The organism is Microcystis sp. M_QC_C_20170808_M9Col (assembly GCF_007095495.1).
Taxonomy (GTDB): domain Bacteria; phylum Cyanobacteriota; class Cyanobacteriia; order Cyanobacteriales; family Microcystaceae; genus Microcystis; species Microcystis aeruginosa.
Genome location: NZ_SFBZ01000168.1, coordinates 1 through 15867 on the forward strand (window position 1 = coordinate 1; position 15867 = coordinate 15867).

Here is a 15867-nt window from a genome sequence, read left to right on the forward strand (position 1 = left end):
TCTCTGGTGCGTGCCTGTTGTAAAGCTGACTCTAAAACCGCAAGTTTTAAATTAGGTAAAACCTTTGATATATCAATTCTTTTGCTACCTCGATCGATTATTTCAAAAGCGAATATTTGAGGATCATCTACCTTAACACTCCAGTATTCACTAACCCCTAATTCTTCGTAGAGTAAGCGTTTATTGCCTAGATCATCATTGAGGGTAGATTTTGAGATTTCAATGACTAAATCTGGTGGAGGATACTGATTTAAATCAATAATCGAAGTCCCATTTGGTATCAGATTCGCTTTTTCTCCTAGATAGTAAGATATATCTGGCTGCACTTCTCTAATTCCTCTTTTACGATAGGAACAAGTGGGGAGTCCTTGAAAAGGAATTTCTTTGAGGATAGCGTAGAGACTCACCCCCAAAAAGACAACATGATGATCTCTAGCGTGTTCAAATCCAATAGGAGTCATTTCTAATCGATAATAGCCATTGTAATAATAACTTTTTCCTTGATTTTCTGGGAAGTTTTTAATTGCTGCTAAGTATTCTTCCCAACTAGCTTTAATCCATCGGTCAGTTATCCCCCTAGTTTCTAACTGTTGCATAGTTATCCAGTCCCGCCTTTAACATTTTCTGTAATTATAGCAATTATTGCTCAAATCAGAACCAGGGAACTGAGCAAGTATAATGATAGAATAGATTAATTGAGGAAAAATTAGCCCAATTATGGACACAACTTATGATTATATAATTATCGGTGGTGGTATCACCGGTTCTGCCTTAAGTTATGAACTAGCTAACCTAGGCAGTCGAGTCCTCTTATTAGAAAAAGAAACCCATCCCCTCAACGCCACTTTCTACAGTTACGGGGGTTTAGCCTATTGGTCGGCCACCACAGAAATCCAGAGAAAATTATATCAAGAAGGTCGAGAAATTCAGCGCAATTTATCGCAGGAATTGGGCATAGATAACGAATACCGGGACATAGAGTTAATTCTCACCGTTAACCCCGAAGATGATCCAGCCACTGTGGCCGAAAAATTTGCTATCTTTGCTATTACCCCCGAAATTCTCGATCCGCAAGCGGCGATCGCTTTAGAACCCCTATTAAATCCCGCTGCTATCTCCGGAGCTTTACGACTGCCCCACGGTCACATCAACGCCGAAAAAACTAATCTTGCCTATCAACAAGCTTTTCTACGTCTGGGAGGCACGATTATTCGGGAAGCTGTCATCGAATTAATTGAAACTGCATCGAAAATTACCGGCGTAAAAACTCCTAAAAATAATTATCATGCTGGGGAAACTATCGTCTGTGCGGGGGGATTAACCCGGTCTTTACTGCAAAAATCTGGTATTACTGCTCCCGTCTATTTTACCCATGCCCAGGTGATCAAAATTCCCCCCACTGAGATCAAATTAAACACCCTAGTTATGCCCGCAATTCCTGCCAGATTGCTATTAGAGCAAAAAATCACCCAACTAGAAAAGCAGGGCATTTGGCAGAGAGAAACCCCAGAAATAATTGCCAGTGTTTTAGAAACGGGGGCGGTACAATTCCGGGATCAAAGTCTTTATCTAGGGCAAATTAGCGCCATTATCACCGATCCAGACGGGATTTTAAACCCTCTGGCGGGGGAAAAAGCAATCCGCACCGCCGTGGGGACATTGCTACCCTCTTTAGCCTCTCTACCCGGAAGCTGTCATCATTGCCTAGTGGCCTTTGCCCCCTCGGGACGGCCTCTAGTGGGAGCGATCGCAGATAAAGTGGGATTGCAGGTATTTTCTGGCTTTACCAGTACACTTGTATCGGCTCCGCCCCTAGCCCGACGTTTCGCTCGTCATCTGCTAGGGGAAAATGACGAGATAATTAGGGTTTGCTGAAAAAGTTTTTCGTGGGGACAGGGTGTGGCCCCCCCAACCCCCCCGACATCGGGGGGGCGTGTGGGGTGTGGGGTGTAGGTTTTTACCCATTTTCATCTGGTAAATTACCTAATTTTCAGGGAAAAAGTCCCGGAATTTTCCCCCCGATCCCTCCCAGATCTGGGACTTTTTGATTGACCAAAAGTCTAAAAGTCTTACCCAACAAGGTTTTTAGATTTATTTAGCAAACCCTAATTGCTAATTGACAAAAGTTAAGAGAGAAATTAACTGATGGTTGCAATTAACCCTAATCGACTTTTTCCAACTGCCAAAGAATTTGGTTTCCCTCGCGTCTGACCCGGGAGATTACCCAATTTCGCCACGGCCAATGGTCGCCTCGACTGGTAACGGCCCCTGGATTAATATCCATTAAATCGGCCACTTCGGCGCTGGTAATCAAATAACCGCGATTGGCCACTTCATCGGCAATGCGTAGGGTTTCGATGAGATTTCTTAGCTGGTCAACTCTTTCTCCCCGGGGTAATTGGATTTCATCGCCAGCGCTATTAGGTGGTTCATTCATAGTTAGGGTCTGGTCAAAGTTTATTAACAATTAAAAATTGTCGGTTGAGGCAAACAATCAAGCTTTCCTCTCGTTATTCTATCGATTCTATCAATAATAGTTGTCATCAAAACAGTCCTAAGCTGTTCTTAATTTAAATTGCTTGTTGAGACGAGGCAAGAGGCAAGAGGCAAAAGGCAACAGTAAAGGGATTGGGGGCGGTTCGGCTAATCTAAGAGTAAGCGGTTTAAATGCGTCGTCATATCTTTACTAAAACCCCAAAAACCCCTTGACAAAAAACACAGAATATAGTATGTAAATCAGGGAAAGTGGTTAGCGGTTACTGATAACTGATCACTGATAACTGATAACTGAAAATAACTGCTATAAAATTGGACTAGCCTTTTTCCCCAGAAAAAAATCCCCATCCATGACCTTAATCCTCTACAACACCCTCAGTCGTCGCGAAGAACCCTTTACCCCCCTCATCCCCGGCATTGTCTCCATGTATTGCTGCGGCATTACCGTTTATGATTATTGCCATTTGGGTCATGCGCGTACCTGTGTGGTTTGGGATGTGGTGCGGCGTTATTTAGAGTATCTCGGTTATAAAGTGCGCTATATTCAGAATTTCACCGATATTGACGATAAAATTCTCAATCGGGCTAAAAATGAACATACCACCATGGCAGCCGTGGCCGAGAGATTTATCGAGGCCTACTTTGAGGATATGGCAAAATTAGGAGTCAGACCGGCGGACGCTTATCCCCGGGCCACTCATACCCTCGACGGTATCAAGCGCCTAGTCTATGAATTAGAACAAAAAGGCTATGCTTACCCCAGCGATGGCGATGTTTACTATTCCGTCCGTCGTTTTTCTGATTATGGCAAACTATCAGGGCGAAAACTGGATGATCTGCAAGCCGGGGCCAGCGGCCGGGTAGAAACCGACGACCCGGAAGCAATTAAAAAACAAGACCCCTTTGATTTTGCCCTCTGGAAGGGGGCAAAATCGGGGGAACCTAGTTGGGATTCTCCCTGGGGTCAAGGTCGTCCGGGGTGGCATATTGAATGTTCGGCCATGGTCAAAGAACAATTGGGAGAAACTATCGATATTCATGTGGGGGGAAGTGATCTAATTTTTCCCCACCACGAAAACGAAATCGCCCAAAGTGAAGCGGCTACGGGTAAACCTCTGGCCCACTATTGGTTACATAATGGCATGGTCAAGGTGGCAGGGGAAAAAATGTCGAAATCCCTCGGTAATTTCATCACTATTCGCGAGTTATTGGCAAAATATGACCCCTTAGCCGTGAGATTATTAATTTTAGGCGCCCAATACCGCAAACCGATCGATTTTTCCGATGAGGGATTGCAGGCGGCCACTAATGGCTGGCATACTTTACAAGAGGGTTTATCCTTTGGTTATAAGCATCTTCAGCAAGATAATCCCGCAATTACTGACCAAGAGCTAGAAAATCGCTTTCAAGAGGCGGTAAATCACGATTTTAACTTTGCCGGTGGTTTAGCGGTGTTATTTGAAATCGCTAAGGAATTACGCAAGGAGGGTAATAATTTAACCCATGCGGGTAAGACGGACAGCCATCTGGCTCAATTAGCGGTAAAATGGCATACTTTGGTGAAATTGTCTAGGGTTTTGGGCTTAGAAATGGCCGCTGACCAGGGAGAAACCCCTGTTTCTGAGGGAATTAGTGCAGCGGATATCGAAAATCTGATCCAACAACGGACAGAGGCGAAAAAAGCGAAAAATTACGCCGAAAGCGATCGTATTCGCGCAGAATTAAAAGCCCAAGGCATTAGTTTAATCGACCAACCCGGGGGAGTGACTAAATGGTTAAGAGAGGGAGACTAGAAATTCTTTGACCACTTCCTCCACTTTGCGATCGCGTCCATCCACCTGATAGTTTAATTTCTGCATAGCTGTGGAGGTAATTTTGCCGGTGAGTTTGTCTAAAACCTGTCGCAATTGCGGATATTTTCGCAAACTATCCAGGTTAAAAATCGGTACCGCTTCGTAGGGAGGAAAATAGCGTTGATCATCTTCTAGGATGACTAAATCTAGCACGGGAATTAAGCCATCGGTGGAATTTCCCGCCACTAAATCCACTTGTTTTTCGGCTAAAGCGCGGTACATTAACCCTAAATCCATCACTTTCGGGGGTCCGGCAAAATTTAGCCCGTAGGTCTTCGCTAATCCCTTGTAACCGTCTTCCCTTTCCAAAAATTCATAACCAAAACCCGCTTGCCAATTGGGGGTATATTTAGCCACTTGCGAGAGAGTTTTCAGATTGTATTGACTGGCGGTTTCTCCCCGGATAACAATGGCGAAAGTATTCTCGAATCCTAAACTGGGAAAGACTTCTAGATTAAATTTTTCTGGATAAATCTCCTGCAGCTTTTCAGAGACTAATCGGGCATCGTTAAGGGGTTTTTCTTGCAAAATTCCCGTGAAAGCCGTGCCAGAATACTCCACATAACCATCGATTTTACCCGCTTTCACCGCTTCATGACAGATCAGAGTACCACCGAGATTAAATTGACGCTCAACCCGTAAATTCGTCTCTTTTTCGATTTCCTGTGCCAAAATTTCCCCTAAAATCACCTGTTCAGTAAAATTTTTGGAACCGATCACCACTGTGTCGGGGGATGAATGGAAAATTTGAGTCAAGAGGAAAGATAGCAAGGCCAACCCGATTAAACCTAATCCCCATTGCCATTTAGAGGGCTTTTTCGGGCGTTGCGAAGGGGAAAAGGTCTTTTCTAACCAACCGAGACTCCAATCGGCAACAAGGGCTAAAAAAGCGGCAGGAATTGCCCCCGCCAAAATTAACTGATTATTGACCGTGGCAATACCGCGAAAAATAAACACTCCCAAACCACCGCCACCGATGGCAGCTGCGATCGTAGCCACACCGATAGCAATCACCGTCGCAATTCTCACTCCTGCCAAAATTGTCGCCCTGGCTAGGGGTAATTCGATATAGCGCAGGATTTGACCGTCGGTCATGCCTAGGGATAACCCGGCTAATTTTAATTCGGGATCAACTTTTTTGATGCCCAGATAGGTATTTAAAACAATTGGCAGTAAAGTATAGAGAGTTAGGGCAACAATAGCGGGAATTTTGCCGATTCCTCCCAAAAAAGGCACGGAAATTAAAAAACCAAATAGGGCTAAACTGGGGATAGTCTGTAGGGTGTTAACGATCGCTATAATTGGTTGAGCGAGAATAGCTTGACGACTAATCAAAATACCTAGAGGAATCCCGATTAAGCTACCCATAGCCATGGCTATTCCCGTCAAGAAAAGATGTTCTCCAGTGCGAAAAGCGATTTCCCCCGCATAATCTAGCCAAAAACTATCCATAAACTTCTCTTAAAGCGGCTGCTTCATCCTATTGTGTAGAATAAATGGGATCTATTAGTTCCAGTCTTTATTTAAAGATTCTATCACCATCTTGACATTATTTCCTCGCTAAAGACAAATGACTAACAAATTTAATCCTCGGGCTAAAACTGTTGCCGATTGGGCCTATATCGGTATTGATAAACATTTTCATAAAGTTCTTAAACACGAAGCTGGGGTTTTACTCGATCAGGATACGGAAGAATTACATCAAATTCGTGTGGGAATGCGCCGTCTTCGCAGTACCTTAACCGGTTTTGCTCCCGCTTTAACCATGCCGAAATCTGCCGATCAAAAACGGGTGGGTAATCTGGGTAGAATTTTAGGAGAATTGCGGGATTTAGATGTGTTAAAATCGGCTTTTGTCGGCCATTATCAGCCAATTTTACCACCGAAAGAACAGGATTTACTGAAGAAAGTTTTACAAGTTCTCGAACACCGAAGGGAGAAGGCTTTTGCTAAGGTAGAAAAGCTGTTGAAGTCCGATAAATTTCTCAATTTTAAGGCAGATTTTGCCAGTTGGTTGGATAATCCCACCTATCAACCGATTGGAAAATTAGATATTGCCACAGTTTTACCAGACTTATTATTACCGCAAGCGAGTCGCTTTTTACTCCATGAAGGCTGGTTAGTTGGGGTAAATTTAGAGGACTATAAAAGATTACGAGAGTTTTCTAGTCAAGAAATTGATGACTTATTGGAAAAAGAAGGATTATTACTGCACGATCTCCGTAAAGAAGCCAAGCGTTCCCGCTATAATATGGAGTTATTCACTCAGTTTTATGGCGACAAATATCAAGAGTATCTAGAAGATATTAAAAACCTTCAAAGTATTCTCGGAGAAATGCAGGATTGTTGTGTTCTCTCGGATTTTCTTAGCCAAATTTTCCCTAATTGTCTTGCCAAGGAAATGCCCACCTTACTAGAAATTTTCCGAAATATCCGTCACCAAAAATGGCAAGAATGGCAACCGCTACAAAAGAAATTCCTTGACGCTGACACCAGAAAAAGTCTGCACCAGACAATTTTACAGCCTATTTTTCGACCGAATAGTGTAGAATTAGAAACTAATCCAGAATCCTGAGATTAGGAACCGATGAATTTTTTTCAAAAGTTAAACCACGCCATTAGTCAAAACCAGACTCTACTTGTCCTCGGTTTAGATGCTAACCCCGAAATGATGCCCTCCACCCCGGGAGAATTAATCGTTAATTTAGAACAGTGGCTCAAGTTTATTATCGATGAAACTGCCCCTTTTGTCTGTGCCTACAAACCAACTTTAGGCTTTTATCAAGCTTTGGGAGCGGCAGGTTTAGAATTATTACAGCGAATTTTAACGGCAATTCCCCCTCATATCCCGGTCATTTTGGATGCTAAACACGGTGATATTAATACTAGCAGTGTTTTAGCCGAGACTATCTTTAAAACTTGGCAGGTGGACGCGGTTACTCTCAATCCCTACTCCGGACAGGACCACGTTGCTCCTTTTTTAGTTTACCCCGAGCATGGCGCTTTTATCCTTTGTCATACTTCCAATCAAGGCGCGATTAATCTGCAAGAATTTCCCAGTCGCGACAATCCTTTTTATCTGCAAGTCGTCAAAGAAGCTTGTACTTGGGGAACTCCCGAACAAGTATTTTTAGAAGTGGGAACCACTCAACCGGAGATTTTGAAAAAAATTCGCAATTTTGCCCCCGAAAGATTGATTTTATTACGCAGTATTTGGGAAGACAAAAGTAAATTCTCCGAGTTAATTACTGTGGGTTTAAATAGTCATGGCGAGGGTTTATTAATTCCTGTACCCCAAGACTTTTTATCTCAACCCGATTTGGGGGCAAAAGTCAAGGATTTACGCGAGGAAGTCAACAAAATTCAACAAAATCAAAGGCAAGAATCGAGCGGAGATGATACTTGGACCGCTAACGTTTGTCTTTTAAAACAACATCCTCATCAGGATTTAATTCTACAATTATTTGATATTGGTTGCTTGATGTTTGGCGATTATGTGCAAGCATCGGGAGAAACTTTTTCCTATTATATTGATCTGAGAAAAATTATCTCTAATCCTAATATTTTTCAGCAGGTAATTGAAGCCTATGGAGAAATATTAAAAACCTTGACATTTGACCGCATTGCTGGCATACCCTACGGTTCTTTACCCACAGCTACGGGTTTATCTTTATTATTAAATCATCCGATGATTTTCCCCCGCAAAGAAGTAAAAGCTCACGGCACAAGAAGAGTAATTGAAGGTAATTTTCAAGTGGGGGAAACTGTGGTAGTGGTGGACGATATTTTAATTTCTGGCAAAAGTGCGATCGAGGGGGCAGCAAAGATTAAATCGGCGGGATTATTAGTTAATGATATTGTGGTTTTTATCGACCATGGTGGCCCCGTTAAAGATAAACTTCGTAGCCATGGTTATCAACCTTATTCGGTTTTAACCCTAGCAGAAATTACCGATACTCTCTACGAAGCGGGAAGACTGACAGAAGCAGAATATAGCTGTTTTTTAAATCGCTCCCATTGATATTTAGGGTTTGCGGCAAAAAGTAGGGGCGAAGCATTCGGATAGAATATCTAGGGTTTCACCGATAGGTTATTGCCCGAATGCTTCGCCCCTACAGGACGCGGGCCGATGAAGAGGCCAGGTTTTGAACCACGATTCTCTCAAAATCTTGCACCTGTGGGAGCGAAACAGAACCCTAAAACCCTTACCTCGTCTATATTTCACATTTATTCAGCAAGCTCTACTTAGTTTCTAGCCTTCTTTTTCGGTAGGAGAATCGCCGAATCCTTTCTTGGAGCCTTTTGCCTGTTGCCTTCAGAAGCTGATTACTGATTACTGATCACTGAAAATTGTTAAGAAGCTTGACTGCGTAATACCTTTAGGGTATTCAGGAGCTTGCTTTCTTCTTTTTCCTCAAAAATAGTTAAATCTTCGGGTTTACAACGTTTTATATGCAATTTAATCCCCTGCGCTCCTTCTGTTTTCAAATCTTCTTCGTAACCAGCTTGAGCGACCACAGCCTCGTCTTTAGCGAGAAAAGGACCGAAATAATAAGTACATCTGGGATAGTCGGTTTTAATCTCGACCCAGTAGGCTAATCCGAACATTTCCAGTAAGCTAATCAAAAATTCTTTCATCTCGTTCCCCGTCTCAATCTACTCTGGTGGTTTTGTTACGTTCGTTTACATTTCGCAAACTTCCTTCCTATTTTATTTATACTTTCTCCTTTTGGCTATTGGGAGTGTCGAAAAATACAGATTTTCAGTCGGGGGAATTTTGCCAGCGTTGACGGTAAACTTCATAAAGAGCCATAGCCGCCGCCACCGAAGCATTGAGACTGGGGGTTTTGCCTGCCAAGGGGATAGATACCAACTCATCGCAGGACTTTTGGGTCAACAGACTCAAACCCTCTCCCTCCGAACCTAGCACCAATCCTATCGCACCCGTTAAATTAATTGTGTGTAAGGATTTACCACTTTTTGCCGCCGTGCCGTAGAGCCAAAAACCCGCCGCTTTTAATTCCTCTAAAGCACGATTGAGATTAACCACCCTGGCCACAGGTAAATATTCCAAGGCCCCCGCCGCCACTTTCATCACCGTCGATGTCACCCCGGCGGCGCGACGTTGGGGAATAACTACCCCCTGACAACCCATGGCTTCGGCGGTGCGAATAATTGCCCCAAGGTTATGGGGATCCGTAATACCTTCAGCGATGACGATGACGGGGTGGCGACTTTTGCCCTTAGCTTTCTCGATCAGATCGGCTAATTCTATATACTCATAGGGAGACATCTGGGCGGCAATCCCCTGATGATTGGCCTTATTGGTAATCTGATCGAGACGCAGATCATCCACCTCATCAATTACCGTGCCGTTGGCCTTGGCTTTTTCCAAAAGGGTATGATAACGGGGATCGTAACGGAGTCGATTGACCACCCAAATCCGATTAAGTTGGCGCTCCTCCTCCATGGCCGTTAAAACCACCCGGCGACCGTAGAGCAGATCATCAGCTTCTTGGTTTTCTGGAGTTACTGCCGGGGATTTAGCCAGAATTGGCCCGGTTTTCGGCCGCGAGGGCCGGCGAAAATTACTATTATCGGACTTGCCACGAAATGGTCGATCGCTCATGATTGGATGGATTAAGAGTAAATTCGGGAATAATACCTGAGGGCTATAATTCTAGTTTTTCTAATAGTTGATGTAATCTTGAGGGGTCTTGCAGATAAAGATAGCCGAACAGGGTTTCTAAACTGCTGGCCTGCTGATAGACTTGGGCTGTCAGACGACGGCGTTTTCCCGTGACCGCATTGCGTCCCCGGCGCAGAATTTCTTTTTCTTGGTCCGTCAGATAGGGCTGCAGTTGTGCTAAATCTAAAGCCTGTTGTTCGGCCCTGACTTTGCCCACCACCTGAGCGTGATAGTCTCCCAGACGCTGGGGCGGCAGTAAATAATAGGTGCGGATGTATAATTCATAAACAGCATCCCCTAGATAGGCCAGAGAAGCGGGCGATAATCGGTCAAGACCCTCTAGGAGTTGTGACCCCTCGCCACTTAGCTGTAAGCGAATTTTTTCGAGAGGAGATTCCACGATTTACGCTTTTTCCAGATATTCGATCGCCGCTTCTAGGGTGGGTTGCAGGGAAAAAAACTTCTCCAATCGCACCAGTTTTACAGTTTGAGTTACCCGGGGATTGGTAACAATTTGTAAACTGCCCCCTTCGGTTTTGGCCTTTTTTACCAATTTTACTAAAGCCCCTAAACCGGAGCTATCGATAAAATCAATCTGAGCGAGGCTAATAATCACATCCTTGGGACCTTGCTCCACATAGCCTTCGATCACCTTACAAAAAGTCGGTTCGGAAAAGGCATCTAAAAGACCCGTCAAACGGAAAATTTGGTACTTATCTCTGACCTCACGCGTGCCTCGCAAGCTGACGGTCAAGTTAATTGCTTCCGGAATAATCCCCTCCTAGCTCTAGAGCCGTAAAAATCAAAACCCTAGTATATCCTAAAAATTTACGACCGATCCTTTTTTGCTTGCCGCATTAAATCGACAAATTTGGCAAACAGATAATCAGCATCGTGGGGGCCGGGACTGGCTTCGGGGTGGTATTGTACCGAGAAAAAGGGCAGAGACTTGTGTTTTAAACCCGCTACGGTGCGATCATTGAGGTTGAGATGGGTAATCTCCACTTGCGGATTTAAAGATGCCTCCTGCACCGCAAAACCGTGATTCTGACTGGTAATTTCCACCTGTTGCCGCAGTCCACAGGGTTGATTTAACCCGCGATGACCAAATTTCAGTTTAAAGGTTTCTGCTCCTAGGGATAGCCCCAAAATTTGATGACCCATACAGATGCCAAAAGTGGGTTTTTCCCCTTGTAAAAGTTGCTTGGCTAGGGCAATACCTTCGGTGACAGCCGCCGGATCTCCCGGTCCGTTAGAAAAGAAAATACCATCGGGATTATAGGCGGCGATTTTTTCCGGGGGAGTGTCGGCGGGAACCACGATCACCCGACAACCGTAGCTGGCTAAACGCCGGAGAATATTGCGTTTGATGCCAAAATCGATCGCCACCACCGTTAACGGTTCTTGATCACTATCAATTGGGGCAAATTCCCAGGCGGACGGGGTGGGAGTCGTCCATTCGTACACTTCCTTGGTGGTAACTTCTTTAACGAGATTTAACCCGGCCATACTGGGGGCTGCCTGCACCAGCCGCAGTAAATCGTGATAATCGAGTATTTCCGTAGAAATTGCCCCATTCATCGCCCCAACCGAGCGAATTTTGCGGGTCAGAGACCGGGTATCGATGCCATAGATGCCAATAACATGATGATCGGCCAGATAATCCGGTAGGGATTGGCTAGAACGCCAATTACTGGGCCGGTGGCAGATATTTTTGGCGATCGCTCCTTTCACCTGGGGACGAATTGACTCCTCATCCTCGGAGTTAACCCCCGTATTTCCCAATTCTGGATAGGTAAAAGTGACGATTTGACCGGCATAACTGGGATCGGTGAGGACTTCCTGATAACCAGTCATCCCCGTGTTAAAGACAACTTCGCCGACGGTGGTTCCCTTGGAGCCGAAGGAATAACCCTCGTAAACCGTACCATCGGCCAGAACTAATAAGGCTTTTTGACTAGCAGCACTTGATATCATCGTCAATTTTTTAATCTTGAGTAGTGGTGAGAAACAGAAGTCAAGGATAGACTAGAACAGGGACTAGAAAACGAATTGCTTAGTTTTAATTGGCTAGAGCGTTTTATGATTAAGAGTACATCCGCTCAAGGACAACAGTTTCCCCTGACTAGCCATCGGCAAGATCCTATCGCTTAAAAAATAACTATATAAGTAATATGAGTGCAAGAAAACTGACTGATGCCACGAAAAAAGAAATTCTTAAGCTTTATCGGGAAACGGAGGCCACCACTTCCACCTTAGCCGAGCGTTATGGCGTGAGTAGTTCTACGGTCAGTCGTTTTCTCAAAAATTCTTTTTCTAGCGAGGAATACGAGCAGTTAATCCAGAAAAAACGCTTGGCCCGCAATCCTCGTGGCTTCGAGGAGGAGGGAGCAGCAGCGGATTTATCGGAAAAAGCGATCGAGGTGATTAGTTTGCGGGCAGCCCACATCGCAGCTAAGGATGAGCAGGCTTTTCAGCAACCGATCGCTTCTGTGGAACAATTAACCCTGTTAATGGATACCTCTTACCCGCCAGAAGCAGATAATCCAGAAGATACAGAAATTAATGGCGATAAGACCCTAGAAACCGCTAATTTAAACGAGTTTTTTGTCGAAGCTATCGAGGAAGAGGAGCTTGACGAGGATTGGGATGAAGAGGAGGATGAGGATGAAGATGAAGATGAAGATGAAGATGAGGAGGAACTAGCGGGGAGCTATTTAGGCCCGACTATCGTTAAAACCGCCCAATTACAGATCTTACCCCTCTCGGCGGCGGCTTTTCCCAAAACCTGTTACTTGGTCATCGATCGTGCTGCCGAATTAATCACCCGTCCCCTCAAGGATTTTGCCGAATTGGGTAAGGTTCCCCCTCAGGAAATCCAGCAGCGCACTCTCCCCATCTTTGAAAGTCATCGCATCGCTCGTCGTTTCTCCAAGCGCAAGGAAAAAGTGATTAAAGTTCCCGACGGTCGCCTGATCGAAAAAGCTCACGCTCAACTGGAAGCTAAAGGGATCACCCGTCTGCTCATGGATGGTCGTATCTACGCTTTAGAGTAGGGAATTAGGGGATTAGCAGGGGTTGGGAGATGGAGGAAGTGGGGGTGTGGGGTGTGGGGTGTGGGGTGTGGGGTGTAGGGTGTGGGGTGTAGGGTGTAGGGTGTGGGGTGTGGGGTGTCGGAAGAATAAATAGAAATAATCTCCTGTCTCCTGTCTCTTGTCTCCTGACTCCTGAATACTGACTCAAGGCTGACGGCTGACGGCTAAAAAGCTGAATAATCGAGTTTGAACAATAGATAAGTTTTTTAACAAGAGTAGTTTCAGATACTAATTACCCGATGGACTGGGGTAGAATTGGAAAAACCAGTCAAACTGTTTTAGCCGAGCTATTTAACTATGATGAAAATTAACTTGCTGTTCGGGTTATCTTCTCTTAAAAAATTGATAAAAAACTTTACATAAACTCAGAAGAGAGCCTCGTAAATTTCTCATCTAAAAGCGGAGTTAGTTATCGGACAAAGTTTTTAGGTGCTTTTGTTGATTACTTCTTAACCACCATCTTAAAGTAGAAGAAGGGAGATGAAAGTTAATCAGTTACTAAGACTCTACGAACAAGGAGAGCGGGATTTTTTAGCCATTGACTTGATGAGTCTAGACCTACAACAAGTGACTCTGATTGCTGTCAATTTTGCGGCGGCCAATTTGCGCGGAACTAATTTGAGTCGCTCTTTTCTGACTAAATCAAATCTGCGGGGAGCGAGTTTGAATTGGGCGAATTTAACCTATGCCAAATTAAGTCAAGCGCAATTAGTGGAAGCGGACTTAACCAAAGCTAATCTCACCGGGGCCTTTATGGTACAGGCAAACCTGCGTAACTCGCGATTAAGTGGGGCGGATCTTTCCCATGCTAATCTCCGGGGGGCGAATTTATGCGGGGCGAATTTATGCGGGGCGAATTTATACTTAGTTAATCTCTTGGAGGCAACCCTAGATAAAGTCAATCTCAATTGGGCTAATTTGCAAGAGGCGCGGTTAAGTGGCGCTAAATGTCGTCAGATTTCCGCAAGGGAAGCCAATTTTAGCGGCTCTTTTCTTAAAGAGGTGGACTTTCAGGGGGCTAATTTAGAAAGGGCTAATTTTAGCGAGGCACGTCTGACGGGTAGTGATTTACGCGGGGCCAATTTAGCGGGTGCTAATCTAGCGGGAGCGCGTTTACAAGAGGTAAATCTACAGGGAGCGGACTTGAGGGGTGCTAACTTGACGGGGACTTGTTTTGAGAGCGTCACCGGTTGGACAGAAACCGCCCAAGAAGATGATATTTTTCCCCTAGACTGGTTTCAGCCCCGTTTTGCCACTTAAAAGTCAATATGTCTGCCGAAAGCCCCTCCTTTTCCTATCGATTAACGATTAGCTGGAGTGTTTAATCTTTGGTTAGGAATGGGGATTGGGGGAGCATTATTCGGCTCGTCCTCGAAGGGTAAAGCAGGGGGAGGAGGAGGAGTGGTAGCACTGGGAGATGGTGCTGGAGATGGCGTGGGATTAACGGCAGCGGGGGGACTTTTCGGGGTGACGACGGGTGCGGGAGAGCTAAAACCGAGGAGAGCTTTGCCAAAGGGAAAAACATTAGCCCAGCGTTGAATATTGGGATGGCCAGACCAATCTTGACGGGATACCTTCACCGAGAGGAGAGGTGCGATCGCCCCTGATTTTTCGGCCGTTATCAATAAATCAATTTTATTAAGACCCTGTTGTTGATTAAAACGACTGATGATAGTTTTCTCTGCTAATTGCGATGCTCTAGTCAATAATCCTTCGTAGGATTCTCCCCGTTTAACTGTGATGGGAAGATTAACAGTGGATTGAGCAAAAACCACATCAACGGCGATAATTCCCGTCAGCAGCGTTAAAACAGTAATAGACTTGTACATAGGACAGACGGTTAAACAGGCACTCCCTCGCTAGGGTCGGGATCTTCCCTGTTAGAGTTCCCCGATCGCTTTCTTAAATTACCATGACCGCTCTCTGGCCACAATTGAAATTTTTCGGTAGCGAAATCGTCCTTAGTCCCTAGTAATAGGCAATAGGGGAATAATTGGGGCTGGCTGCATAAATCTAAAAACTTTGGGTTCTTCGGTTTGTGTTATGCAATGGACGGGAGTTATAAGGGGTGAAACCCTTATATAGAAAGACATTGCTTCGATTTTTGCCAATTGTTTTCAATCTAGAACGAGCTAATCAATTACCAAACTTTGTTGGATAATATCTTTAGGCTTTTTCAAATCAAACAGTGCCGGCCATTGGAGTAATCGGGGGGAAAATTCAGGGACTTTTTCCCTGAAAATGGGTAAAACCCCACACCCCACACCAACGAAAAACTTTTTTAGTATAACCTAATTATATTTTGCTATATCGACCAGAGGTTGTTAATTATGACACAAACTAGCGAAACCGTTACCTATTCTCTCGAATCTGTCCTGACAAGGATCGAGAGTAAAATCGACAATCTCCAAAGAGATGTTAATCAGAAAATTGACTCTCTCCAAAGAGATATGGATCAAAAATTTGACAATCTCCAAAGAGATATGGATCAAAAATTTGACAATCTCCAAAGAGATGTGGATCAGAAAATCGACAGTCTCCAAAAAGATGTTAATCAAAAATTTGACAGTCTCCAAAAAGATGTTAATCAAAAATTTGACAGTCTCCAAAAAGACGTTAATGATTTAAAGGTGGAAGTCACAGAAATCAAAGGAGATATTAAAACTCTTGATCAGAAAGTCGAAACAATGGATAAACGACTGGAAAAAGTCGAAGATAGTTATGCAATCCTAGT

The 15867-nt window shown here is 44.4% G+C and carries 16 protein-coding genes; 7 read left to right on the plus strand and 9 right to left on the minus strand.

What is annotated here, in order from left to right:
* Positions 1-596, minus strand: a 596-nt coding sequence (locus tag EWV68_RS09955) for a Uma2 family endonuclease (protein ID WP_287169667.1), incomplete at its 3' end; no start/stop codon positions are given.
* A gap of 121 nt (positions 597-717) precedes the next feature.
* On the opposite strand from EWV68_RS09955, the gene EWV68_RS09960 reads away from it, so the two are divergent.
* The gene (locus tag EWV68_RS09960) at positions 718-1875 is read left to right on the plus strand and encodes an NAD(P)/FAD-dependent oxidoreductase (protein WP_287169668.1); all 1158 of its coding nucleotides are present in this window, start codon (positions 718-720) and stop codon (positions 1873-1875) included.
* Positions 1876-2161: 286 nt separating this feature from the next.
* Here EWV68_RS09960 and EWV68_RS09965 read toward each other — a convergent pair whose 3' ends face one another.
* Positions 2162-2437, minus strand: coding sequence for a hypothetical protein (locus tag EWV68_RS09965; RefSeq protein ID WP_002768833.1), 276 nt, complete (start codon positions 2435-2437; stop codon positions 2162-2164).
* A gap of 409 nt (positions 2438-2846) precedes the next feature.
* Between EWV68_RS09965 and cysS the strand changes: the two genes are divergently transcribed.
* Positions 2847-4289, plus strand: coding sequence for a cysteine--tRNA ligase (gene cysS, locus EWV68_RS09970; protein ID WP_287169670.1), 1443 nt, complete (start codon positions 2847-2849; stop codon positions 4287-4289).
* On the opposite strand, the gene EWV68_RS09975 is transcribed toward cysS, so the two are convergent.
* On the minus strand, positions 4272-5801 hold the full coding sequence (locus EWV68_RS09975; protein WP_287169672.1) for a glycine betaine ABC transporter substrate-binding protein: 1530 nt from the start codon (positions 5799-5801) through the stop codon (positions 4272-4274). The two genes, cysS and EWV68_RS09975, sit on opposite strands and share 18 nt — an antisense overlap.
* A 118-nt stretch (positions 5802-5919) precedes the next feature.
* Here EWV68_RS09975 and EWV68_RS09980 point away from each other — a divergent pair, with 118 nt between their 5' ends.
* Together EWV68_RS09980 and EWV68_RS09985 are read left to right on the plus strand one after the other, a co-directional pair.
* Positions 5920-6924, plus strand: coding sequence for a CHAD domain-containing protein (locus tag EWV68_RS09980; protein WP_061432830.1), 1005 nt, complete (start codon positions 5920-5922; stop codon positions 6922-6924).
* Positions 6925-6936: 12 nt separating this feature from the next.
* On the plus strand, positions 6937-8370 hold the full coding sequence (locus EWV68_RS09985) for a bifunctional orotidine-5'-phosphate decarboxylase/orotate phosphoribosyltransferase (RefSeq protein WP_287169674.1): 1434 nt from the start codon (positions 6937-6939) through the stop codon (positions 8368-8370).
* Between the two features lie 332 nt (positions 8371-8702).
* On the opposite strand, the gene EWV68_RS09990 is transcribed toward EWV68_RS09985, so the two are convergent.
* The 5 genes from EWV68_RS09990 to carA form a co-directional block, all read right to left on the minus strand.
* Positions 8703-8987: a DUF1816 domain-containing protein gene (locus tag EWV68_RS09990; protein ID WP_061432832.1), complete on the minus strand. Its 285-nt coding sequence runs from the start codon at positions 8985-8987 to the stop codon at positions 8703-8705.
* Between the two features lie 124 nt (positions 8988-9111).
* A complete protein-coding gene (gene rlmB, locus EWV68_RS09995; RefSeq protein ID WP_061432833.1) occupies positions 9112-9978 on the minus strand; it encodes a 23S rRNA (guanosine(2251)-2'-O)-methyltransferase RlmB in 867 nt (288 codons plus the stop codon).
* Between the two features lie 43 nt (positions 9979-10021).
* On the minus strand, positions 10022-10438 hold the full coding sequence (locus tag EWV68_RS10000) for a Mini-ribonuclease 3 (protein ID WP_002763883.1): 417 nt from the start codon (positions 10436-10438) through the stop codon (positions 10022-10024).
* Positions 10439-10441: 3 nt separating this feature from the next.
* Complete coding sequence (locus tag EWV68_RS10005) at positions 10442-10792, minus strand: STAS domain-containing protein (protein ID WP_002768853.1); 351 nt, start codon at positions 10790-10792, stop codon at positions 10442-10444.
* Positions 10793-10866: 74 nt separating this feature from the next.
* On the minus strand, positions 10867-12015 hold the full coding sequence (carA, locus tag EWV68_RS10010; protein ID WP_061432834.1) for a glutamine-hydrolyzing carbamoyl-phosphate synthase small subunit: 1149 nt from the start codon (positions 12013-12015) through the stop codon (positions 10867-10869).
* Positions 12016-12212: 197 nt separating this feature from the next.
* Between carA and EWV68_RS10015 the strand changes: the two genes are divergently transcribed.
* Both EWV68_RS10015 and EWV68_RS10020 read left to right on the plus strand, forming a co-directional pair.
* Positions 12213-13094, plus strand: coding sequence for a helix-turn-helix domain-containing protein (locus tag EWV68_RS10015; RefSeq protein ID WP_287169676.1), 882 nt, complete (start codon positions 12213-12215; stop codon positions 13092-13094).
* A gap of 519 nt (positions 13095-13613) precedes the next feature.
* On the plus strand, positions 13614-14393 hold the full coding sequence (locus EWV68_RS10020; protein WP_012265876.1) for a pentapeptide repeat-containing protein: 780 nt from the start codon (positions 13614-13616) through the stop codon (positions 14391-14393).
* A gap of 41 nt (positions 14394-14434) precedes the next feature.
* Here EWV68_RS10020 and EWV68_RS10025 read toward each other — a convergent pair whose 3' ends face one another.
* Positions 14435-14962, minus strand: a complete 528-nt coding sequence (locus tag EWV68_RS10025) for a hypothetical protein (protein ID WP_287169678.1) — start codon at positions 14960-14962, stop codon at positions 14435-14437.
* A 501-nt stretch (positions 14963-15463) separates the two neighbouring features.
* Between EWV68_RS10025 and EWV68_RS10030 the strand changes: the two genes are divergently transcribed.
* The coding region (locus tag EWV68_RS10030) for a DNA recombination RmuC family protein (protein WP_287169680.1) at positions 15464-15867 on the plus strand (404 nt) is incomplete at its 3' end.